Raw genomic sequence first — 20775 nt, 5'->3', positions numbered from 1 at the left:
TTCATTCCCCCCGCCGGCCGGGCTCGGCGCGCCCTCCGGAATGCCCCTTCCTGCCACTGTGCGCCCAGGCGCGGCCCTCGCCCCATCTGGCGACCGGGGCCGGGGGCGCCTCGCGGGCCGCGAAGATCCTGCCCAGCCTCGGGGACCAGGCGCGGCGGTCCGCCAGCCGCAGCCCCTCCCTGGCCGTGACCTGGTTCCCGGTGAGGACCGGTTTGCCGAGGAGTGCCTCCAGTTCCGGCACGTACGAGACGGTGTGCAGGGCCGTGTCGGGCAGCAGCACCGCCTCCGCGTCCGGCCGGTCCGCCGCTTCGGCGAGTTCCTTCACCTGGTCCGAACCCCAGCGGGCGGCCTCGGCGGCCGAGGCGAGAGCGGCGGTGCGGGTGGCCGTCACCTCGATGCCCGCGGCGTGCAGGAAGGAGGTGAACAGTGCGGCGATGTGCTCGGGGTAGGTCGTGGCGACGGCGACACGGGCGGCGCCCAGTTCCCGTACCGCGTGGACGAAGCCGAAGGACGTGCTGGACGCGGACACCCCGGCGGCCCGGGCCAGGGCGGCGATCTGCTCGTGGCCGCCCTCCCAGCCGTACAGGAAGCTGCCCGCGCCGCTCGCCCACACGACGCACTCGACACCGGCCCGCTGGAGCTCCGCCACCCCGGCGGCCAGCCGTTCGGGCGCACCGGTCCTCATCAGCGCGTCGGTCCGGTAGGCGTCCTCGTCCACGGCGGTGTGGTTCACGACGAGGCGGACCGCGTCGAGCAGGATCTCCATCCGGGGGAAGTCGTCCTCCGCGGAGTGTCCCGGGTAGAGGATGCCGAGGGTCGTCATGGCCGCCCTTTCCTTTCCCGTCCGTCTCTTCTCGTGCCCGTTCCCGCCTGTCCCCGCACGGCGCCCCCCCCGCCCGCCCGTCTCCTCTGCGGCACGACATTCGATTTCATCCACTTCCTCCCAGTTTCCCCCATTCATCGAGGACCGGCCGGGTCCGGCCGGCCGGGGGTCTCGGCCGGCCTCCGCGCCCGTCGTGTGCTGTTGACGAAGACGGACGCGGGTGCGAGCGTGGTCAATCCGCACATCCCAGACGCATCAGACGCAGCGGAGCGACCGCCTCTCATGCCCGAGCCCACCCTGCTCGTCCTGGACACCGACCCGTCGCCGCGTCTCGGCCGGCTGATCGGACGCGCCGACGTCCGGTACACGGACGGGGCCGGGCTCGCCGCGCGGCTCCCGGAGGCCGATGTGCTGCTGGTGTGGGACGCCGCCTCCGACGCGGTGCGCGCCGCGTGGCCCGGCGACGGGCCGCGTCCGGCGTGGGTGCACACCGCGAGCGCGGGTGTGGACCGGCTGCTCTGCCCCGAGCTGTTGGCTTCCGACACGGTGGTGACCAACGCGCGCGGCGTCTTCGAGCGGCCGGTCGCCGAGTACGTGACCGGGCTGGTGCTGGCGTTCGCCAAGGATCTTCCGCGCACCCTGGACCTCCAGCACCGACGGGTGTGGCGGCACCGGGAGAGCGCGCCGGTGGCGGGCAGTCGCGCGGTCGTCGTCGGCGCGGGCCCGATCGGCCGGGAGATCACCCGGCTGCTGATCGCCCTCGGCGTCCAGGTGGCGCTCGTGGGCCGCACGGCCCGGCGTACCGTCCACGGCGTGGCGGACCTGGACCGGCTGGCCGCCCAGGCCGACTGGGTGATCTGCGCGGCGCCGCTGACGGAGACGACCCGTGCCATGTTCGACGCGCGGTTCTTCGGACTGATGCAGCCGTCGGCCCGGTTCATCAACGTGGGGCGCGGCCCCTTGGTCGTCGAGGAGGACCTGGCGCAGGCGCTGCGCGATCGCTGGATCGCGGGCGCGGCGCTCGACGTGTTCAGCCAGGAACCGCTGGATCCCCGGAGCCCGTTGTGGGACGTACCGGATCTGATCGTGTCACCGCACATGGGCGGCGACACGGCCGGCTGGCGGGACCGGCTCGCCGAGCAGTTCGTGAGGATGTACGAACTCTGGGCGGCCGGGCAGCCGTTGCCGAACGTGGTGGACAAGCGTCGCGGATACGTCCCCGATCGCGACCGCGACCAAGACGACAACTGACCTCGATCCGAACCCGTCGCACCCGGCAGGCTGCACGCTCACCGACGCGTATGACGCGCCATCACAAGGTCTGATACGCACCGGAATGGACGTGAACACGTCGCCAACTCCCCCTCTCTGGCGGGATACAGAAAGGTCACCCTCCGGTCACGGTTCGGCCACAGGCGGGCGCTTCCTGCATAGACGTACGGGATCGGGCAGGCGCTCCACCTGTCCGAACCGCCCGATCCCTCCAGGAGTTCAGGAACCATGGCCGACTTTCCCCACCTGTCCCGCAGGGGCTTCCTCAACCGATCGGCGGTCGTGGGCGGCCTGCTCGTCGTTCCCGGTCTGCTCTCCGCGTGCAGCAAGACCGACGCCGGTGCGGCGGACGGCGCCGGAGCCCTGGACAAGCTGCGCGAGCAGGGCTTCGTGCGGGTCGCGTACGCGAACGAGGCCCCGTACGGCTACCTGGAGGGCAAGCAGCTCAAGGGCGAGGCGCCCACCCTGCACCGCGAGATCTTCAAGGCGCTCGGGGTGGACGAGCTGAAGCCCACCCTCTCCGAGTGGGACGGCCTGATCCCCGGCCTCCAGGCGGGCAAGTACGACGTGGTGAGCGCCGGCATGGCGATCACGCCCGAGCGATGCGCCAACGCCCTTTTCTCGGAGCCCGAGTTCATCTCCCCGACCGCGCTGATGGTGAAGAAGGGCAATCCGAGGAAGGTCACCGACCTGGCATCGGCGAAGGCCGCCGGGATCACCGTCGGCGTGATGTCGGGTGCCGTCGAGGGCACGTACGCCGAGGGCGCGGGCATCGCGAAGGACAGGATCAAGACGCTCCAGAAGCCGCAGGACGGCGCCGACGCGGTGAAGGGCGGCCGGATCGACGCGTTCCTGCTCACCGGCATCTCGCTGCGCTGGCTGGCGAAGACCAACCCGGAGACCGAGGTCACCGAGCCGTTCGTACCGGAGCTCGACGGGAAGAAGCAGTACAGCCCCGGCGGTGCCGTGTTCCGCAAGGGCAACGAGGACCTGCGGGACGCCTTCAACCGCGAGCTGAAGAAGATCGTCTCGGACCGTTCACGGTATGTGGGCCTGCTCCAGGAGTACGGCTTCGGAGCCAGCGAGCTCCCGCCGGCCACGCTGAAGACGGCCGATCTGTGCGCGGGCTGACGGGGACGGGACGGAACGCACCGCATGAGTGATTTCTTCACCGCCCTCCTCGACGACCTGCCGCACCTGCGCTCAGGGCTGTGGGTGACCGTCCAGGCCACCGTCCTGGGCGCGTCGCTCGCCCTGGTCCTGTCGTTCGTCCTCGGCCTGATGTCGGTCGGCCGGCTGCTGGTGGCGCGTGGTGTGTCGCGCGTGGTCGTGGAGTTCTTCCGCGGCACCTCGCTCTACATCCAGCTGTTCTGGCTCTACTACGCGATGCCACCGCTGACGGGGTACGAACTGACACCGCTGCTCTGCGGGGTCGTCGCCTTCGGCCTCAACTACGGTGCGTACGGCGCCGAGGTGGTGCGCGGCGCGATCAACTCCGTTCCGCGTGCCCAGTACGAGGCGGCCATCGCGCTGAACATGACGCCCACGCAGCGGATGTGGCGGGTGATCCTCCCGCAGGCATGGGTGCAGATGATCCCGTCGTTCACGAATCTGCTGATCCAGTTGCTCAAGTGCACCCCGCTGCTGTGGCTGATCTCCGCCGCCGATCTGATGACCGTGGTCCAGCAACTGCGCGACCGCACCGGTGAGACGCTCACCGCGTATCTGACCCTGCTGGTCGCCTACTTCGTCCTCGCCTACGCGCTCACGCTGCTGATGAACCTGCTGGAGCGCGGTGCCAAGCGGCGTCTCGGGCTGTCGGCCGGCGCGGATTCGGCACCGCGCGACGGTGGTCCCGTCCCGGCCGTCGCGTCGACCTCCGGAGGTGCCCGGTGAACGGCTCCACGGCAAGCGGTGTCGACTGGGACGCCGTCGGGGACGCCCTGCCCCTGCTGCTCGAAGGCTTCCGGGTCACCCTGCTCGCGACGGTGCTCGGCACACTGGTCGCGGCAGTGCTCGGACTCGCCGTCGCGATCGCCGGGCGGGCGCCGAGCAGGTTCGTGACGGTGCCGGTGCGGTTTCTGACGGAGTTCGTCCGGTCCACCCCGCTGCTCGTCCAACTCGTTGGCGCCGCAGCCCTGTTCCCCTCGGTGGAGCCGCTCACGACCGGCATCGTGGTGCTCGGCATCCACTACGCCGCGTACACCTCCGAGGTGTACCGGGCCGGGATCGACAGCGTGCCGAAGGGGCAGTGGGAGGCCTGCCGGGCGCTCTCGCTCACCCCGCGCCGGACCTGGCAGGCCGTGATCCTGCCGCAAGCGGTGCGCAACGTCCTGCCCGCCCTCGGCAACTACGCGATCTCGATGTTCAAGGAGACGCCCTTCCTCGCCGTGATCACGGTGCAGGAAATGGTCTTCGAGGCCCGCAAGTACGGCGCCGACCACTTCGCCTACACCGAGGCGTTCACCCTCGCCGGACTGATCTTCCTGATCGCGAGCTGTCCCACCTCGCTGCTGATGAGAAAGCTGGAGAAGCGCCTTGGCCACTGAACCCTTCCCCCTGCAGAAGCACGCGGCCCCGACCTCCGAGGACGCCGTACCGACGCCCGGCGGCGCCGCACCGGCCCTCGGCGGCGCCGTGCCGGCCTCCGCGCTCGCCGGGACCGGTCAGCCCCTGGTCCGCTTCGACGACGTCGTGAAGCGGTACGGCGACCGCGTCGTCCTGGACCGGCTGAACTTCTCGGTGCGCCGCGGGGAGCACGTCACCCTGATCGGGCCCAGCGGATCGGGAAAGACCACCATCCTGCGGCTGCTGATGACGCTGGAGAAGGTCAGCGACGGTGTCATCTGGGTGGACGGCGATCCGCTGTCCCACGTCCGGGCGTCCGACGGATCGCTGAAGCCCGCGACCGAACGGCATCTGCGCGAGGCGCGGAAGAAGATCGGCATGGTGTTCCAGCAGTTCAACCTCTTCCCCAACATGAGCGTGCTGCGGAACATCACCGAGGCTCCGGTCAACGTCCTGGGCATGGACCGCGACGAGGCCGAGTCCCGCGCCCGCGAGCTGCTCGACATGGTCGGACTCGCGGGCAGGGCCGACGCGCATCCCTCCCAGCTGTCGGGCGGACAGCAGCAGCGGGTGGCGATCGCCCGCGCGCTGGCGATGCGGCCCGAGATCCTGCTGCTGGACGAGGTGACCTCCGCGCTCGACCCGGAACTGGTCGCGGGAGTACTGGAGTTGCTGAGCGACATCGCCCGGAACACCGACATCACCATGCTCTGCGTGACCCATGAGATGAACTTCGCCCGCGACGTCTCGGAGACGGTACTCATGTTCGATTCTGGACGCGTGATCGAATCCGGATCACCGGAGAAGATCTTCTCGGATCCGGAGCACGAACGTACGCGCGAATTCCTGGCCGCGGTGCTGTGACCTCGCCACTCGCCGTACGCCAACGACTCTGGCATATGCCTTACGAATGAGCCCCAGCTCGGGGAGCCGGGGCACCTCGTCGCTTCGTCAACAACCGCCCCTAACAGCCTGTTGGCGGCTATCGTGAGGCCAAAGCTCGCGGTCACAACCTGATAGGGGAAACCGTGGCGTTGAAGCCCGAACCGACGGCGCCGTTCCACTCGGTGCAGCACGCCCTTCGCGTTCTCGAAACGGTCTCGAAGCACGGTGACGGCGTGGCGGACGCCCAGATCTCCCGGGAGACGGGACTGCCCGCCGAGCACCTCACCCCCCTGCTGCTGACGCTGCGCCGCGAGGGATATGTCGAGCAGATCACCGACGGTGCGTACGTCATCGGCTCCTCGCTGCTGCTCCTCGGTTCCGGCACGGCCCGCAGGGAGGCCCTGGAGGCGAAGCTCCAGCGGTCGCTGGCGCAGCTGCGCGATTCGGTCGGCGCGGCGGTCTACATCAGCCGGTACGTCGACGGCGAGGTCCGGATCACGCAGTACGCCGACGGCCCGCGCACCCCCGCGGTCAACGAGTGGGTCGACTTCCGGTCGTCCGCGCACGCCTCGGCGGCGGGCAAGTGCCTGCTGGCCCAGCTCGACCTGAACGGCCGCCGCGACCACCTCTCGCGCCACAAGACGCCCCGGCTGACCTCGCGGACGATCACCAACGAGAAGGCGCTCTTCTCGAAGCTCGACAGCCAGCCGGCCACCGTCCCGGTGCTCGACCTCCAGGAGTACGCCGTCGGCACGGTCTGCGCGGCGGTGCCGCTGACGGCCGGTTCGTCGGCGGGGTGCCTGGCACTCTCCCTCCCGGTCGAGGACGCGCACCGCCTGCGCTCGGCGGCGGACACCCTGAACCGGCGGGCGGCACCCGTGCTGCTGTCGCTGGCGCTCTGAGGGCCGCCCCCGAGCCGCTACCGCTGGGTAATCGCCCCTTTTCATTCCGGTTTTCTGCGATTTGCCCCCGGTGGCATCGACACCATCCAGGAGCGGGTATGATTTTCCTGTCAGCAGGCGCCGCTAGCTCAGTTGGTTAGAGCAGCTGACTCTTAATCAGCGGGTCCGGGGTTCGAGTCCCTGGCGGCGCACAGACAACGCACTGGGCGGTTCACGTACACACGTGAACCGCCCAGTGCGTTTTTTGCTGCCCATCGGGCGCCCACCAGGACGTACGAACGTTTTACACAGACGTACTAGACAGATGTTTTAGACGCTCGTACATTTTCTGGCATGACGAACGCCACGCGCACCACCGCCGAGCGCGGCCACCTCGCCGGCCGCCGGGAATGGACCGCCTTCGTGGTTCTCCTGCTGCCCCTTCTCCTCGTGTCGATGGACATCTCCGTCCTCTTCTTCGCGATCCCGTCCATCGACCGGGACCTCGCCCCCAGCGCCACCCAGCAGCTCTGGATCTTCGACGTGTACGCCTTCGCCCTGGCGGGCCTGCTCATCACGATGGGTTCGCTCGGCGACCGCATCGGGCGGCGCAGGCTGCTGCTCATCGGCGCGTTCGCGTTCAGCGCCGCGTCCGTGGCCGCCGCGTACGCCACCAGCCCCGAAATGCTGATCGCGGCCCGCGCCCTGCTCGGGGTCGGCGGTGCGACGCTGATGCCGTCGACGATGGGGCTCGTGCGGAACATGTTCCGCGACGAGCGGCAGCGCGGCCGCGCCATCGGCATCTGGTCCGGCGCCATGGCAGGCGGGATCGCGCTCGGCTCGGTGCTCAGCGGGGTCATGCTGCAGCACTTCTGGTGGGGCTCGGTCTTCCTGATCAACGTGCCGGCGATGGTGCTGCTGCTCGTCCTGGTGCCGGTGCTGGTCCCGGAGTTCAAGGACCCCGTCCCCGGACGGTTCGACTTCCTGAGCGTGCCGCTGTCGATGGGGGCCGTGCTGCCCGTCGTCTACGGGGTGAAGGAGAGCGCCGCCCACGGGCTCGACGTGCCGCGCGGGCTGATCATCGCCGCCGGGCTTCTCGTCGGCGTGGTCTTCGTCCGCCGGCAGCGCTCCCGCGACGACGCGCTGATCAGCCGGGAGCTGTTCCGCGACCGCGGCTTCGCGGCCGGGGTCGGCCTGAACGCCCTGGCGTCCTTCGCCATGATGGGCTCCTCGTACTTCACCACGCAGTACCTGCAGTCGGTGCTCGGCATGAGCACGCTGGAGGCCGCGCTGTGGAGCCTGGCACCGTCGCTCGCCGTGGGTGCCGCGGCGCCGACGGCCACGGCGATCGCCCAGCGGACCGACCGCGCACGCGTCGTCCGCGCCGGATTCGTGATCGCCGCCGCGGGGTTCGCCGTGCTCTCCCTCACCGGTACGGACTCGTTGTGGCTGCTGCTCGTCGGCTGCGCCGTGCTGAGCTGCGGCATCGTCACCGTGATGGCACTCGTCTCCGACCTGGCGCTGTCCACCGCCCCGCCCCGGAAGGCGAGTTCGGCGGCCTCGCTGCTGGAGACCGGGCAGGAGTTCGGCGGCGCGATGGGGATGGCCCTGCTGGGCGCGGTGGCCACGGCGGTCTACACCGCGGACATGCCGGGATCGGCGCCGGAGGACGCCCGCAAGACCCTGGCGGGCGCGGTGGCCACCGGGGACGGCTCGCTGATCGCCGCCGCTCGGGACGCCTTCGTCCACAGCATGCGGTACGCCTCGGTGACGGGTGCCGTCCTGCTGCTGGCGGGGGCGGTGCTCACCACGACGCTGCTGCGGCGGAGGCCCGCGGCGGCACAGCGGGGCGAGCCGGCCCCGACCGGCTGAGGGCCGTCCCGTGAGCCCCGTCGAAGTGCCCCCATCGGGTCCGCCCGGAGTGCGGCCGGTCCGGCTGCGCCCCGGGCGGACCCGATGGGGGTCGTCGGTGCCTCAGCGCATCAAGTGCCTCGCGTCAGAACTGCACGTCGGAGCAGGCGTAGAACGCGTTCGTCGTGTCGGCGACGTTCCAGACGCTCAGGATCATGTGCTTTCCGGTCTTCTGGGTGGGGATGGTGCCCTGCTGGGTCAGGGTCGCCGGGGGCTGCTTGCCGCCGTAGGGCACCGTCATGAACGGCTGGGGCTCCAGGTCGGCCCGGGTGAGCGGCTTGGTGGGGTCCCAGCCGTCCTTGGTGATGTAGTAGCGGAAGTCCGAGGTGGCGTGGCGTGCGGTGAACTGCCAGCGGAAGCTGAAGCCCTGACCGGCCGTCACCTTGGTGGCGGGCCAGTTGCCGCCACGCGGGTCGTCGAGCTGGGCGAAGACGGAGTTGCCGCCGGAGCAGATCTTCCCGTCGGCCGGACCGGCCGCCGGGAAGCCCTTCGGCCCCTCGACACTCTGCGGCTCCCACTGGATGTTGCCGCACCCCGTCACGGTGCCGTTGGCACAGAGCTTCTGGCGGCTGATGGGGTTGTCGGTGTAGCCGTGGCTGCTGGCGCTGCTCGTCGCGAACAACGAGGCGCCCGCGATCGCCAGGCCGACTACGGCCGCACTTGCCCTTTTACGCATTGCTGTCGCTCCTCGAGAACGTGGGGGAGGTTCCATGAGCCCTGCTGCGCGCGTACTGCGGTCTAGACCAAGTCTTAGATTATTGACGGGACATGAACATGTCCAGACCAATGGGAGCGGGATTCCGCTTCGCCGCCCGAGCGGTCTCCCGGCCCCCTCAGACCCCTTCGCCCCCGCTGCGTCCCGTGTAGAACGCCACCGTCAAGTCCTTGACCAGCACCTTCCGTTCGTAGTCGTCCAGCTCCACGATGCCTCGCTCGGTCAGCCGGTTGACGGTGTCGTCGACCGCGTCGACCACCGAAGTCAGGACACTGTCACGGTGCTTGGCGTCGATGGCGGCGATCCGGCGACGCTGCATGGCCGCGGCGATCTCCGGCGCGTACTCGATCCCGGTCGGCTGCGCCGAGTACACCTCGATGCCGACGGGCACGCAGTCCGCCTTCAGCATCCGGGTCAGCGCGTCGCCGACGGCCTCCGCGTCACGCAGGGTGGGCGCGTCCTCGTGGAAGGCGTCGGCGGGGAGCTGGGAGAGGACCCGGGCCATCGCCGCCTCGACCTGCTCGCGCAGATACGTTTCATGGTCCTCGACCCCGAGCAGCGCCCGCGCGGTGTCGCGGACCCGCCACACCACCAGGACGACGACGCGCAGGGCGGTGCCGTTGGCGTCCACGGCCGGCAGCGGTTCACTGCGCCAGTGCCGCAGGCGTACGTCGACCCGGCGGCGCAGCAGCAGCGGACTGATCCACATCAGCCCGGTCCGCCGCACGCTCCCCCGGTACTTGCCGAACAGCGTGAGCACCCACGCGTATCCGACCCGCCCCCGGCTCAGTCCGCCGAGCGCGAAGAGCACCAGTGTCGCCAGCGCGGCGAGGGCCGCCCAGGCGCCGATGCCGATCCCCTCGTACGGCCGCGGCGCGACCCCGAACCGGGCGAGCGCGGCCACCGGCAGCGCTCCGATCCACCAGAGGACCGCCCCGGCTCCAGCGATCCCGCACAGCGCGGCGAGCAGGGCCACCCAGCCGGGCAGCGCGGGCCCCGAACGTTCGGCGAGTTCCGGGTCACCGGCCGGCGCGGGCCGGGTCGAGGGCCGCACCTGCGGTCCGCGCGGCGCGGGCGGGCGCCGGCCCCCGGGCACGGCACCCCCGCCACCGGTCCCCCGCCGCAACGCGCTGGTGGGGAGCCCGGTGGTGCCGGTGTTCCCGGGGTCGTCGCGGAAGAGCAGGTGGACGGGGATGGTCGCGGTCGACTCGCTGCCGATGACCGCGTGGCGCCGCCCGGTGCCCGACGGCGCGGCGACGGGCCGTTCGCCCCCGCCGCGGGCGCGGTCGACGACATCCCGCTGCCGGGCGGCGTCCCGGTGCCGGGAGGGGGACGGCAGCGGTGACGCGAGCGCGGACGGGAACGTGGACGGAGCCGAGGCCGGGGGCGAGGTCCGGGCCGGGCGCGGGGTGCCGCGCACGGGTGCGGGACGGGTGCCGGCCGCGACCGGTACGGCTTCCTCGTCGGCCGCCGGGCCCGCGGCGGAGTCATCACTCGGCCGGGGCGCCGGCTCCACGGCGGGTGCGACGCCCTCCGCGAGAGGCGCACCCCCCGGCAGGACTCCCCGCTTCCCCGTGGTCCCACCGTCCGCCACGAGCTCCGGCTTCGCGGCGGCCACGCCGTTCGGCAGGAATCCGGGCTTCATGGCGGGCGCGGCACCGAGCAGGAGTCCGGGCCCTTCGGCGGGCACGACGTCCGACGCCACGACCGGGCCGGATGCGACGCCCACGGACGGCACCGACACCGAGGCCGAGGTCACGCCCAGCGAGGAGGAACCGTCCGGCACCGTGCCCGCGTCCTCCCCCGGGACCAGGTCCAGCACCAGGTCGACCACGGCGTCGGATCCGGTCACCGGACCGTTCGCCGGTGCGTCCGGGCCGTGACCGGGCCCCGGGCGCACATCGGCCCCGGTCCCCGGGCCCATGCGTGTGTCCGCATCCCGACCCGTCGCCTCGACGGGCGTGCCGACGCCCGCGGCCGGGGTGGTGGCACCGCCCGGGTCCACCGCGCCCTCGGTCCGCACGTCCCCGCCGGGACCGCCCGCACTCGACGGGGCACGCTCCCGCATCCGCGCCTCTCCCCGATCCGCCCGGGCCTCCGGCGCTCCGGCACTGTCCGACGCCGTGGATCCCATTCCCGCCTCCGTCATGTCCGTTTCCTCACGAGAAGAGCCGCCGCCAGGTCTCCGGTCCCGGGTAGCCGTCCGCCTCCGCGCCCCGCCAGCCCTGGGCGCGCTGGAAGGCTTCGACATTGCGCCGGTCCGCCTCGCTCCACCGGGGGCCGGGGCCCGACTGGTAGTGCTTGCCGTAGCCCTTCTTCACCAACTGCCTGCCGAGCTTCTCGACATGGGCGTTGGACTGGCCGGGCCGGAAATGGCCGCGCCCGGGGAACGCCGAGTCCGCGTTCGGCCCGCTCGCGCCGCCGCTGCCGGATCCGCTGCCACCGGATCCCGAACCGGGTATGTCGCTGCCGGTTCCGTTGTCCAGGAGGCGCCACGTGTGGGGGCCCGGGAAGCCGTCCGCCTCGCCGCCCTTCCAGCCCTGGGCCTTCTGGAACGCCTGCGTGGCGCGCCGGTCCGCATCGCCCCAGACCGGGCCGGGGCCGGACGAGTAGAAGCGCCTTCCGCCCCGCTCCACCAGCATCTTCCCGAGCTGGGTGACGTACTTGTTGTTGGCCCCGGGGCCGAACTTCCCGATGCCCGGGAACGAGACCGACGAACCGCCGCCGTCGTCGCTCCCCCCGCTCAGCCCCTTGTAGCGGTACGCGACGTACGAGCCGGAGTGGCTCCAGTACGCCATGGGCGTCGTCTGCTTGCGGGTGTGCGGCCTCGTCTGCTCGTACGCCGTGTAGTGGGTGTGCGTGTAGTCGGTCCAGCCGCCGAAGATCGTGACGTGCGATCCCTTGTTGGGGTCCGAGGGGTTGTGGAAGAGCAGGATGTCGCCCGGCTGCAGGTCCTTCCGCGCGATCCTGGTGCCGTACCGGGCGAGGCTGCCGGTCCACTCGTTGCCGGGCAGGTTCCAGGCCATCGAGACGAAGCCGGAGCAGTCCTGCCGGTAGCCGTCGGACCAGTACCTCGACATGCTGTACGGCACCTGCGCGGAGACCCACTTCTTCGCCCGGTTGATGATCGCGGCCCGGCTGGTCTTGCGCAGTGTGAGCGAGGCGTTCGTGTACGACGGGCCGGCCGCACCGGTGCCCTGCACGGGACCCGGCCTGCCCTGCGGAGTGTCCGGGCTCACTCCGGTCCCGGCGAGCAGATCGCCCTCCCCGTCCGGAGCCGACGGATCGGACGCGTCCGACACGTCCAGTGCGTCCAGCTCGTCCGCCGGTACCGTCGTCTCGTCCGAACGGGGGGCACCGGCCGTCCCCGCCGAACCGGTCGCGTCGGCCGCCCGGCCGCCCGGCGCCTTCAGCGCCTCGGCCGCCCCGGTGCTCAGCACCACGCCGGCCGCGGTGGCCAGCACCAGCACGCGGCGCGCGCCGCGGGCACCTGGATGGCCCCCGTCCCGTACGGCCAGGGCCCCGGCGGCCCGCCGCTGCGCGGCACACCCCTCACAGGCGCAGTCGACGGCGGGCATGTACTCCTCGAAAGCCGGCACAGTCATGCGATTCCCCTCCGCGTTCTCAAGATCTTTGGGCGCATCTGCACGGGCGTCAGTGTCTCAACCCTTATGACATATTGCATTTTGACGGATAGGAGAGAAAAAACGACCATCCGACAGGCCGTGCCGGACAGGAAATGGTGAGGAGCACCCTTCTCCTTCGGGTAGAATTCTCCAGGTCAGCAGGCGCCGCTAGCTCAGTTGGTTAGAGCAGCTGACTCTTAATCAGCGGGTCCGGGGTTCGAGTCCCTGGCGGCGCACGCAGAGTCAAGGCCCCCTCACCGAACGTGAGGGGGCCTTGTTCGTGCACGTCGGCCGGGCGGAACGATCACGCCGCAACCCTCCGGATTCACAGGCAACACACAGGCAACACCGGGCGACGGCGCGGCAATCGGCACCTCACACGATCACTTCACACAGTGATGACACGGTCACGCTACGCATCCGAAAAGTGGTGTGCGCGCCCTCGCATGAGCGCCCGGCGCCAATCGGGCCGCCCCGGCTCGCAGTTGGCGGACGCGACGGAAGGGCCGCCGCGCGAGATTGATCACACGCGGACCCGACCGACTCACGCCACCCGGGCCGAGAGGGGCGGGGAGAACTTCGAGCGCCGTGACGAGAGTCACACCCGCCGCCGGTCGCGGATCGCCGACGGCCGACGGTCACGGATGAGTTGATCTTCCATCAGAACGACGTGGGACAACGGCGGTTCACGACAGGACCGGCGATCCGAGCCGAGCGGGCCGGCCGACGGGCCTCGGCGGGGACGGTGCGGGCCGGGTCAGCTCCCGCCGTTCCCCTTCCGCCTCTCGCCGGTCAGGTAGGCCGACACGACCACGTTGGCGTCGTAGGAGTGGGACGCCCGGTCGTAGGTGCCGCCGCAGGTGATCAGGCGGAGTTCGGCGCGGCCCTTCCTGCGGGGGCCGTACGCCTTGTCGGCGTTGAAGCGTTCACGGGTGAGGACCTGGACGTCGTCCACGGTGAACTCGGCGACGGTGCCGTCCGTGCGGGTCACCTCGACCTTGGCTCCGGGGCGGGCCGCGCTCAGTCCGTAGAAGACGGCCGGTCTGGTCTCGGTGTCGACATGACCGACGAAGAGCGCGGGGCCCTTCGCGCCGGGCTCGGTGCCGTTCCCGTACCAGCCGACGGTCCGGGGCGCGTCGAACGGCGGTGGCTCGATCGCGCCGTCCTCGTCCAGGCCACGGGCGACCACGGGAGCGTCGACGCCGATCGACGGGACCTCGATCCGTCGTGGCGCGGCGCCCTCGATCGGGTCGTGGGGCGAGGGCAGCGGGACGCCGAGCGGGCGGCCGACCGCGGCGATGTCGCCGGTGGTCGGGGCGGAACCGGCTCCGGAGCCGTCAGTGAGGTCGCGGCCCCAGACCCACAGGCCCAGGAGCAGGACGGCCCAGGCCGTCCCGGCGAGCAGCCGGCCATGACCGGCGGGGTCGTCCGCGGCGGACATGTCAGTCCGCCGCCGGGCGGCGGCGCCGCGCCGCGCCGCGGAACACGACGGCGACGACCGCGACGGCGGTCAGCGCCAGGCCGATCACGGCGTGCGCGATGCCGGGGCCGCTCCGCCGGGCCTCCTCGTCGGTGAGGGCGGCGGCGCCGCCGCCGCCCGCGCGGACCGGGGCCAGAGGAGTGGCCGCCGCGTCCCGTCCGGCGACGGTGACCGTGACCGTTCCGGCGGCCCTTTCGCCACCGTCGGCGCAGACGGCCTGGACGCCGTGGTCGCCCGGTGAGGCTTCGGTGCCGATCCGGGCCCGTGCGAACAGGCCCCCGTCGGCGGCGGGGGCGAAACGCGCCTTCGAGACGAAGACGTCGGAGCTGCCTTCGGCGCTCCCGCCCGCGCAGCCGTCCAGCCGAAGGGCCACCTCGGCGCCCGGGGCGGCGGAGCGCGGGGTCACGGAGAGGGAGGCACCCGATCCACCGTCCGGGCCGGCGCGGGAAGCGGTGCCCGGACCGGAGCCGGCGCGGGAACCGGCGGCGGGGTCCGGTTCGGCCAGTGCGACGGGGGCCGGCACCAGGGTGGCCGCCACGACCGCCACAGCACAGAGCGTGAGGGGTATGGAACGCATGGTGAACCTCCTCTGTGAAGGTTCACGCCTGCTCCGTCGTTCCGCATCCGCAGGAGGCCCGAGCGGGCGGCGGGCACCGGACCGGTCCCCGCACGGATCCCGTCGAATCCCGTCGTGGTCCCGCCTGGGTCCGACGGGGTTCTCACCGGATCCGGTCGGGGATCTCACCGGATCCCGCGCCGCCCGTCGGGCTCCCGCCCCGCTCCTGCCCCGGCCGCCGCCGGGCTCAGCCCTCGGGGACGACGTCGACCAGGTCGATCAGGTCGGCGATGGAGTCGACGACCTTGGACGGCCGGAAGGGGTACTTGTCGATGTCCGCGACCGCGGTGAGACCCGTGAGGACCAGGAACGTCTGCATGCCCGCCTCCAGACCGGCCAGCACATCGGTGTCCATCCGGTCGCCGATCATGGCGCTGGACTCGGAGTGGGCGCCGATCGCGTTCAGCCCGGTGCGCATCATCAGCGGATTGGGCTTGCCCGCGAAGTACGGTTCCTTGCCGGTCGCCTTGGTGATCAGGGCGGCGACGGACCCGGTGGCGGGCAGCGGCCCCTCGGTGGACGGACCGGTCTCGTCCGGGTTGGTGCAGATGAAACGGGCGCCGCCGTTGATCAGCCGGATCGCCTTGGTGAGCGCCTCGAAGCTGTAGGTACGGGTCTCGCCGAGGACCACGTAGTCGGGATCGTGGTCGGTGAGGACGTAGCCGATGTCGTGCAGGGCCGTGGTGAGCCCGGCCTCGCCGATGACGTACGCCGTGCCGCCGGGCCGCTGGTCGTCCAGGAACTTGGCGGTGGCCAGGGCGGAGGTCCAGATGTTCGCCACGGGCACGTCGAGGCCCATGCGCAGCAGGCGGGCGTGCAGGTCGCGGGCGGTGTAGATCGAGTTGTTGGTGAGGACCAGGAAGGGCAGTCCCGAGTCCCGCAGCCGCTTGATGAAGGCATCTGCCCCGGGGATCGGCGTCCCCTCGTGGATCAGGACTCCGTCCATGTCGGTGAGCCAGGACGAGATCGGCTTGCGCTCTGCCATGCGTGGGACTCCTGCCGTACGCGTGTGCGGGGACGCCGGCGGCACCGCCTTGTGCAGCGCCGACGCCCCCGAGTTTAGAGCGTGCGTTCGCCCCGTCGGCCGGACGGCCGACCGCGTCAGCTGCCGGTGGCCGACTTCCAGGCTCCGACGTACGTCTCCAGGTTGCCGCCGATGTCCGACCAGTCGGGCTGGAAGACCTCCACACCCTCCATCAGCTCGGCGAGCTCGACGGCGTTGGCGTCGGCGGCCCCGACGTCCTTGCGGGCCGCGAAGCCGCCGCCGACCGCGCTGACGTCCTTCTGGGCCTGCTCGGAGAGCATGAAGCCGAGCAGCTTCTTGCCGTTCTCGCTGTGCGGGGCCTTGTCGACCAGACCTGCCGCGTACGGCAGGGCGAAGGTGGTGGCCTCGCCGCCCTCCTTCGCGGGGAACCAGATCCCGAGGTTGGGCATGTCCTTGGACTGGGCGAAGTTCATCTGCACATCGCCGTTGGCGGCGAGAAGTTCGCCCTTGTCGACCTTGGGCGCGAGCTTGCCGGTGGAGGCGGACGGGCCGACGTTGTTGGCCTGGAGCTTCTTCAGGTACTCCATGGCCTGGTCCTTGCCGCCGAAGTCGTGCATGGCCTTGATGAGCACGGCCGTGCCGTCGCCGGCGACTCCGGGAGTGGAGTACTGGATCTTGTTCTTGAACTTTCCGTCGAGCAGCTCCTCCCAGGTGGTGGGCGCCGACTTCAGCTCCTTCTTGTTGTAGATGAAGCCGAAGTAGTTGTTGACGACCGAGGTCCACTTGCCGTCGGACGCCTTGTCGCCGGCGTCGACCTTGTCGGCGCCGGCCGGCGCGTACGCCGCCAGCAGGCCCTTGCCGTCGGCCTGCTGGATGAACGGCGGCAGCGTGACCAGCACATCGGCCTGGGTGTTGGACTTCTCGCGGACGGCGCGCTGCACCATCTCCCCGGAGCCGCCCTCCACGTACTCGACCTTGATACCGGTCTTCTTCTCGAAGTCCTTGAAGACCTTGTCGTACCAGCCGTCGCCGTTCTCGCCCTTGAGGCCGTCCGCGCTGTAGACGGTGACGACCTTCTCGTCGGAGGCGGCGGAGGAGCCGCCGCAGGCGGAGAGGGTGGCGGCGAGGGCCAGGGCGCCGGTGACGACGGCTATCGGCTTGAGGTGGGTCTTGCGCATGGCTGTCGGATCTCCTGGGAGTCGGCCGGGGAGCCGGCCGGAGTCGGTACGGGGGTGTTTCGGTGTGGTTCGGGGTGCCGGTGGCGCCACGGCGGCCGCGGGCGGGTCACCGGTACGAGGCCCTGGTGCGGATGCGGGAGACCCCGAGCAGTACGAGCAGCGTCGTACCCATCAGGACCACGGCGACGGCCGCGCCGGTGAAGAGCGAGCCGCGGTCGGTGGCAGCGAAGATCTGCACCGGGAGCGGCGTCCAGTCCGGCGGGTAGAGCATCATCGTGGCGCTCAACTCGCCCATGGACAGGGCGAAGCAGAGACCCGCCGCCGCCGTGAGGGACGGCAGCAGGAGCGGCAGCCTGACGCGCCACAGGACGTACGACGGTCGGGCGCCGAGACTGGCCGCCGCCTGTTCGTACATCGGGTCGAGACGCACTATCGCCGCCGAAACCGACGCATAGGCAAACGCCGTGACAAGAATGGTGTGCGCCAGGATCACGATCCAGCGCGTCCCGTTCAGCAGCACCGGCGGCTTGCTGAACGCCACCAGCACGGCGAGGCCCACGACGACGGACGGCACCGCGACCGGCAGCATGAACAGCGCGTCCAGGAACCTCTTCCCGCGCCGTCGCAGCGAGGCGGCTGCCAGCGCGGCCCAGGACCCGATGGTGAGGGCGAGCAGGCTGGCGGCGACGGCGGTGACCAGGCTGGTGGTCAGGGCCTGGAGGGAGTCGCCGCCGGTCGCGGCCGTGTAGTGCTCGGTGGTCGGGCCCGAGGGGAAGGCGCCGGACCAGTTGGTGGAGAACGACGCGGCGACGACGACCAGCAGCGGCAGCGCGAACAGCGGGACGAAGAGCACGAAGAACACGGCCCAGGCGGCCCACTTCCCGGTACGGCTATGCACCAACACGGCGGCTCACCATCCGATACAGACTGTAGAGACCCACGGAGATCGCGATACTGACGACGGCGACGACACAGGCGGCCGGGTAGTCGGACTCCAGGATCGCCTTGCCGTAGACGAGCATCGGCAGGGTCGTGACCCCCTTCGCGCCGGTGAACAGCACGATGCCGAACTCGTTGAGGCACATCACGAGGACGAGGCTGCCGCCCGCGGCGAGCGCCGGGAGCGCCTCGGGGAGGATCACCTGCCGCACGATCCGGGCCGGCTTCGCCCCCAGTGAGGACGCCACCTCCAGTTGCGCGCTGTCCAGTTGCGAGAACGCGGCGAGCAGCGGCCGCATGACGAACGGGGTGAAGTACGTGATCTCGGCGAGGAGCACGCCCCACGGGGTGGTGAGGAAGTCGAAGGGGCCGCTCGACGCGCCGGTGACGTCCGTCCAGACGCCGTTGGCCATGCCGACGCTGCCGTAGATGAACAGCAGGGCGAGCGTGATCAGGAACGACGGGAAGGAGAGGAAGACATCGATGAACCGGGAGACGGCCCGCCCGCCGGGGAACGGCACGAACGCGATGACCATGGCCAGGACGAAGCCCAGTACCAGGCAGCCGACGGTCGAGGCGACCGCCAGCCACACGGTGGTCGTCAGCGCGGAACGGAACGCCTCGGAGGCGAACACGTCGGCGTACGGGGCGAGCGAGGTGCCGCCCTCGTCCGGGCTGACGGACTGCTGGACGACGAGGGCCAGTGGGTAGAGGAAGACGAGCGCGAGCACGGCGACGGGCGGCAGTGCCCAGACGAAGCGCGGGATGCCCCGCGCTCCGCGCCCGCTGCGGGCCGGGCCGCCGCCCGTCGGCGCGCCCCGTCCGGTGCCGGCACCTTCGCGGAGGCCGTCGGCCGGTCCGGGGCGGTCGCCGGACGCCGCGGCCGGATTCCCGGACCGTCCGGGGCGGCTCCCGGGCGAACCGGGGCGGATGTCGGCGGTCACCGCGCTAGTGCCCCTCCCGGCACTAGACATGGGCTCCCCCTCCGGTTCCGGGCGCCGTGCCCGCGGGCAGCAGCACCGCGTCCTCGGTGGCGAAGTGCAGGGTGACCTTGTCGCCGAGCGCGGGCGTCTCGCGCAGCTCGCGCAGGTCCGCCTTGACCCGGTGCCCGTCGATGTCCACGTACAGCCGGTGGGTGGAACCGCGCCACTGCACCTCGGCGATGGTGCCGTGCAGTGCGTTGGGGCCGTCGCCGAGCCCGACCAGGTGGGGACGGACGCAGAGGGTGGCGGTGGCGCCGCGCGCCGCGTCGCCGGTCGGCACGCCCAGGGCCCGGCCCGCGAAGTCGACGGTGTCGGTGGAGTCGGCCACGGTGACCGGCAGCAGGTTGGCATTGCCGACGAACGAGGCGGTGAACTGCGTGCGCGGGCGCCGGTACAGGTCCTGCGGGGTGCCGCAGTCCTGGAGCCGGGCCTTGTCCATGACGGCGATCCGGTCGGCCAGGGTGAGTGCCTCGACCTGGTCGTGGGTCACGTACAGGATGGACACGTCGGGCAACTCACGATGCAGCCGCGCCAGTTCGGCGAGCATTCCAGAGCGCAGCTGGGCGTCGAGCGCGGAGAGCGGTTCGTCGAGCAGCAGGACGTCGGGGCGGATCGCGAGCGCGCGGGCGATGGCGACGCGCTGCTGCTGACCGCCGGAGAGTTCGCGCGGGTAGCGCTCGGCGTACGCGGCCATGCCGACGAGTGCGAGCGCCTCGGCGACCCGCTCGGGGATCTCGCCCTTCGCCGCCTTGCGGGCCTTGAGACCGAAGGCGACGTTGTCGCGGACCCGCATGTGCGGGAAGAGGGCGTACTGCTGGACGACCATGCCGATGCCGCGCTTGTGCGGCGGCAGGGCGGTGACGTCGCGGTCGCCGATGTACACCCGGCCCGAGGCGGGCCGGACGAATCCGGCGACGGCGCGCAGGGCGGTGGTCTTGCCGGAACCGGACGGTCCGAGCAGGGCCATGACCTCGCCGGGTTCGACGGTCAGGTCGAGCCGGTCGAGGACGGTGTTCCCGCCGTACGCGACGCTGACCTGGTCGAACCTGATGCCGCTGCGGACGGGTGCGCGGCCGCCGCTCTGCTCCGCCCCGTCGCCCCCGGCCACCGCGCTCCGGCCCGTCGTGCCCGCGCTATTCATGCCTCGGCCCGCGCGATCAGATCGGGGAGTTCGGCGACCGAGCCGAGCACGTGGCCGGCCCCGTTCCGGGTCAGCTGGTCCCGGTCGTGGGCGCCGGTGAGCACGCCCGCGACGATCCCGGCGCCGGAGCGGACGCCGCTGAGCATGTCGTACGAGGTGTCGCCCGCGACGACGGTCTGCCGCACGCCGTCGACGGCGCCGGTGCGCAGGAACGCGGCGAGCACCATGTCGGGGTAGGGCCGCCCGCGCCCGCCCGCGTCGGCGGGGCACAAGGTCAGGTCGGCCAGGTCCCGCCAGCCGAGCGCGTCCAGGATGGCGTCCTGGGTGACGCGGGCGAAACCGGTGGTCAGGACCACGGTGCGGCCCTCGGCCCGGAGTCGTTCGATGGCGTCACGGGCACCGGGGACCGGCGCGATGCGACCGCCGTCGACGAGTTCGCCGTACGCCCGCTCGAAGGCGGCGTTGCCCTGCTGGGCAAGGTCCTCGTCACCGAGGAGATGGCGGAAGACGGAGATCTTGGACTCGCCCATCGTGGCACGTACGTAGTCGAGCTTCTCGGCGTGGTCGGCGGAGCCGGGCTCCACCCCGAGGCGTTCGGCGGCGGCGGAGAACGCCTGCTCGACGAGCCCGCCGTCGGCGACGGTGGTGCCGGCCATGTCGAGGACGATCAGCTTGAGGGGACTCTGCGGGGTCGTGTTCGAACGGCTCTGCACGGTCGGGTCCAGGGGGTTCTGCACGGTCGGGTTCGAGGGATTCTGCGCGGTCAACTTCT

Annotated in this window: 19 protein-coding genes and 2 tRNA genes; 9 read left to right on the top strand and 12 right to left on the bottom strand. The window is 71.4% G+C overall.

What is annotated here, in order from left to right:
- Position 1: 1 nt before the first annotated feature.
- Positions 2-823: a decarboxylase gene (locus AB0E67_RS30455; protein WP_362032634.1), complete on the bottom strand. Its 822-nt coding sequence runs from the start codon at positions 821-823 to the stop codon at positions 2-4.
- Between the two features lie 282 nt (positions 824-1105).
- Between AB0E67_RS30455 and AB0E67_RS30450 the strand changes: the two genes are divergently transcribed.
- The 8 genes from AB0E67_RS30450 to AB0E67_RS30415 all read left to right on the top strand — a co-directional run bounded on the left by AB0E67_RS30450 (position 1106) and on the right by AB0E67_RS30415 (position 8301).
- On the top strand, positions 1106-2074 hold the full coding sequence (locus tag AB0E67_RS30450) for a D-2-hydroxyacid dehydrogenase (protein ID WP_362032631.1): 969 nt from the start codon (positions 1106-1108) through the stop codon (positions 2072-2074).
- A 249-nt stretch (positions 2075-2323) separates the two neighbouring features.
- The gene (gene ehuB, locus AB0E67_RS30445) at positions 2324-3226 is read left to right on the top strand and encodes an ectoine/hydroxyectoine ABC transporter substrate-binding protein EhuB (protein ID WP_362032628.1); all 903 of its coding nucleotides are present in this window, start codon (positions 2324-2326) and stop codon (positions 3224-3226) included.
- Positions 3227-3250: 24 nt separating this feature from the next.
- Positions 3251-3991 carry an ectoine/hydroxyectoine ABC transporter permease subunit EhuC gene (gene ehuC, locus AB0E67_RS30440; RefSeq protein WP_362032625.1) on the top strand — a complete coding sequence of 247 codons (741 nt, stop codon included), beginning with the start codon at positions 3251-3253 and terminating at the stop codon, positions 3989-3991.
- Entirely contained in the window at positions 3988-4644 is a 657-nt protein-coding gene (gene ehuD / locus AB0E67_RS30435) for an ectoine/hydroxyectoine ABC transporter permease subunit EhuD (protein WP_362032622.1), read from the top strand. Before ehuC ends, ehuD begins: the two co-directional genes overlap by 4 nt.
- On the top strand, positions 4634-5527 hold the full coding sequence (gene ehuA / locus AB0E67_RS30430; protein ID WP_362032619.1) for an ectoine/hydroxyectoine ABC transporter ATP-binding protein EhuA: 894 nt from the start codon (positions 4634-4636) through the stop codon (positions 5525-5527). Before ehuD ends, ehuA begins: the two co-directional genes overlap by 11 nt.
- Before the next feature lie 164 nt (positions 5528-5691).
- Complete coding sequence (locus AB0E67_RS30425) at positions 5692-6450, top strand: IclR family transcriptional regulator C-terminal domain-containing protein (RefSeq protein WP_362032616.1); 759 nt, start codon at positions 5692-5694, stop codon at positions 6448-6450.
- Positions 6451-6567: 117 nt separating this feature from the next.
- Positions 6568-6641 (top strand) — tRNA-Lys (locus AB0E67_RS30420).
- A gap of 142 nt (positions 6642-6783) precedes the next feature.
- Positions 6784-8301: an MFS transporter gene (locus tag AB0E67_RS30415; protein WP_362032613.1), complete on the top strand. Its 1518-nt coding sequence runs from the start codon at positions 6784-6786 to the stop codon at positions 8299-8301.
- 124 nt (positions 8302-8425) lie between these two features.
- Here AB0E67_RS30415 and AB0E67_RS30410 read toward each other — a convergent pair whose 3' ends face one another.
- The 3 genes from AB0E67_RS30410 to AB0E67_RS30400 form a co-directional block, all read right to left on the bottom strand.
- On the bottom strand, positions 8426-9016 hold the full coding sequence (locus tag AB0E67_RS30410) for a lytic polysaccharide monooxygenase auxiliary activity family 9 protein (protein ID WP_362032610.1): 591 nt from the start codon (positions 9014-9016) through the stop codon (positions 8426-8428).
- A gap of 157 nt (positions 9017-9173) precedes the next feature.
- Entirely contained in the window at positions 9174-11204 is a 2031-nt protein-coding gene (locus tag AB0E67_RS30405; protein ID WP_362032607.1) for an SPFH domain-containing protein, read from the bottom strand.
- Between the two features lie 10 nt (positions 11205-11214).
- Complete coding sequence (locus tag AB0E67_RS30400) at positions 11215-12660, bottom strand: peptidoglycan-binding protein (RefSeq protein WP_362032604.1); 1446 nt, start codon at positions 12658-12660, stop codon at positions 11215-11217.
- Between the two features lie 183 nt (positions 12661-12843).
- On the opposite strand from AB0E67_RS30400, the gene AB0E67_RS30395 reads away from it, so the two are divergent.
- Positions 12844-12917, top strand: a tRNA-Lys gene (locus tag AB0E67_RS30395).
- Positions 12918-13438: 521 nt separating this feature from the next.
- On the opposite strand, the gene AB0E67_RS30390 is transcribed toward AB0E67_RS30395, so the two are convergent.
- The 8 genes from AB0E67_RS30390 to AB0E67_RS30355 all read right to left on the bottom strand — a co-directional run bounded on the left by AB0E67_RS30390 (position 13439) and on the right by AB0E67_RS30355 (position 20716).
- Positions 13439-14122 (bottom strand): class F sortase, encoded by a 684-nt coding sequence (locus AB0E67_RS30390; RefSeq protein ID WP_362032601.1) that lies wholly within the window; start codon positions 14120-14122, stop codon positions 13439-13441.
- Between the two features lies 1 nt (position 14123).
- Positions 14124-14738, bottom strand: a complete 615-nt coding sequence (locus tag AB0E67_RS30385) for a hypothetical protein (RefSeq protein WP_362032598.1) — start codon at positions 14736-14738, stop codon at positions 14124-14126.
- A 226-nt stretch (positions 14739-14964) separates the two neighbouring features.
- Positions 14965-15762 (bottom strand): HAD-IIA family hydrolase, encoded by a 798-nt coding sequence (locus AB0E67_RS30380; protein WP_362032595.1) that lies wholly within the window; start codon positions 15760-15762, stop codon positions 14965-14967.
- A gap of 116 nt (positions 15763-15878) precedes the next feature.
- Positions 15879-16940 carry a 2-aminoethylphosphonate ABC transporter substrate-binding protein gene (locus tag AB0E67_RS30375; RefSeq protein ID WP_362032592.1) on the bottom strand — a complete coding sequence of 354 codons (1062 nt, stop codon included), beginning with the start codon at positions 16938-16940 and terminating at the stop codon, positions 15879-15881.
- Between the two features lie 106 nt (positions 16941-17046).
- Positions 17047-17844, bottom strand: coding sequence for an ABC transporter permease subunit (locus AB0E67_RS30370; protein ID WP_362032589.1), 798 nt, complete (start codon positions 17842-17844; stop codon positions 17047-17049).
- On the bottom strand, positions 17831-18646 hold the full coding sequence (locus AB0E67_RS30365) for a 2-aminoethylphosphonate ABC transporter permease subunit (RefSeq protein ID WP_362032699.1): 816 nt from the start codon (positions 18644-18646) through the stop codon (positions 17831-17833). The genes AB0E67_RS30370 and AB0E67_RS30365 overlap by 14 nt, the downstream gene beginning before the upstream one ends.
- A gap of 199 nt (positions 18647-18845) precedes the next feature.
- Positions 18846-20003 (bottom strand): ABC transporter ATP-binding protein, encoded by a 1158-nt coding sequence (locus AB0E67_RS30360; RefSeq protein ID WP_362032585.1) that lies wholly within the window; start codon positions 20001-20003, stop codon positions 18846-18848.
- Entirely contained in the window at positions 20000-20716 is a 717-nt protein-coding gene (locus AB0E67_RS30355; protein ID WP_362032696.1) for a phosphonatase-like hydrolase, read from the bottom strand. Before AB0E67_RS30355 ends, AB0E67_RS30360 begins: the two co-directional genes overlap by 4 nt.
- Positions 20717-20775: the final 59 nt, after the last annotated feature.

Origin of the sequence: Streptomyces sp. NPDC032161 (assembly GCF_040636995.1) — a bacterium.
Lineage (GTDB): Bacteria > Actinomycetota > Actinomycetes > Streptomycetales > Streptomycetaceae > Streptomyces.
This window is presented reverse-complemented; position numbering and strand designations above follow the sequence as displayed.

Coding starts and splice junctions, on each gene's coding strand:
- AB0E67_RS30455 (WP_362032634.1), bottom strand. CDS start 823: ATGACGACCCTCGGCATCCTCTACCCGGGACACTCCGCGGAGGACGAC.
- AB0E67_RS30450 (WP_362032631.1), top strand. CDS start 1,106: ATGCCCGAGCCCACCCTGCTCGTCCTGGACACCGACCCGTCGCCGCGT.
- ehuB (WP_362032628.1), top strand. CDS start 2,324: ATGGCCGACTTTCCCCACCTGTCCCGCAGGGGCTTCCTCAACCGATCG.
- ehuC (WP_362032625.1), top strand. CDS start 3,251: ATGAGTGATTTCTTCACCGCCCTCCTCGACGACCTGCCGCACCTGCGC.
- AB0E67_RS30415 (WP_362032613.1), top strand. CDS start 6,784: ATGACGAACGCCACGCGCACCACCGCCGAGCGCGGCCACCTCGCCGGC.
- AB0E67_RS30410 (WP_362032610.1), bottom strand. CDS start 9,016: ATGCGTAAAAGGGCAAGTGCGGCCGTAGTCGGCCTGGCGATCGCGGGC.
- AB0E67_RS30405 (WP_362032607.1), bottom strand. CDS start 11,204: ATGACGGAGGCGGGAATGGGATCCACGGCGTCGGACAGTGCCGGAGCG.
- AB0E67_RS30400 (WP_362032604.1), bottom strand. CDS start 12,660: ATGACTGTGCCGGCTTTCGAGGAGTACATGCCCGCCGTCGACTGCGCC.
- AB0E67_RS30390 (WP_362032601.1), bottom strand. CDS start 14,122: ATGTCCGCCGCGGACGACCCCGCCGGTCATGGCCGGCTGCTCGCCGGG.
- AB0E67_RS30385 (WP_362032598.1), bottom strand. CDS start 14,738: ATGCGTTCCATACCCCTCACGCTCTGTGCTGTGGCGGTCGTGGCGGCC.
- AB0E67_RS30380 (WP_362032595.1), bottom strand. CDS start 15,762: ATGGCAGAGCGCAAGCCGATCTCGTCCTGGCTCACCGACATGGACGGA.
- AB0E67_RS30375 (WP_362032592.1), bottom strand. CDS start 16,940: ATGCGCAAGACCCACCTCAAGCCGATAGCCGTCGTCACCGGCGCCCTG.
- AB0E67_RS30360 (WP_362032585.1), bottom strand. CDS start 20,003: ATGAATAGCGCGGGCACGACGGGCCGGAGCGCGGTGGCCGGGGGCGAC.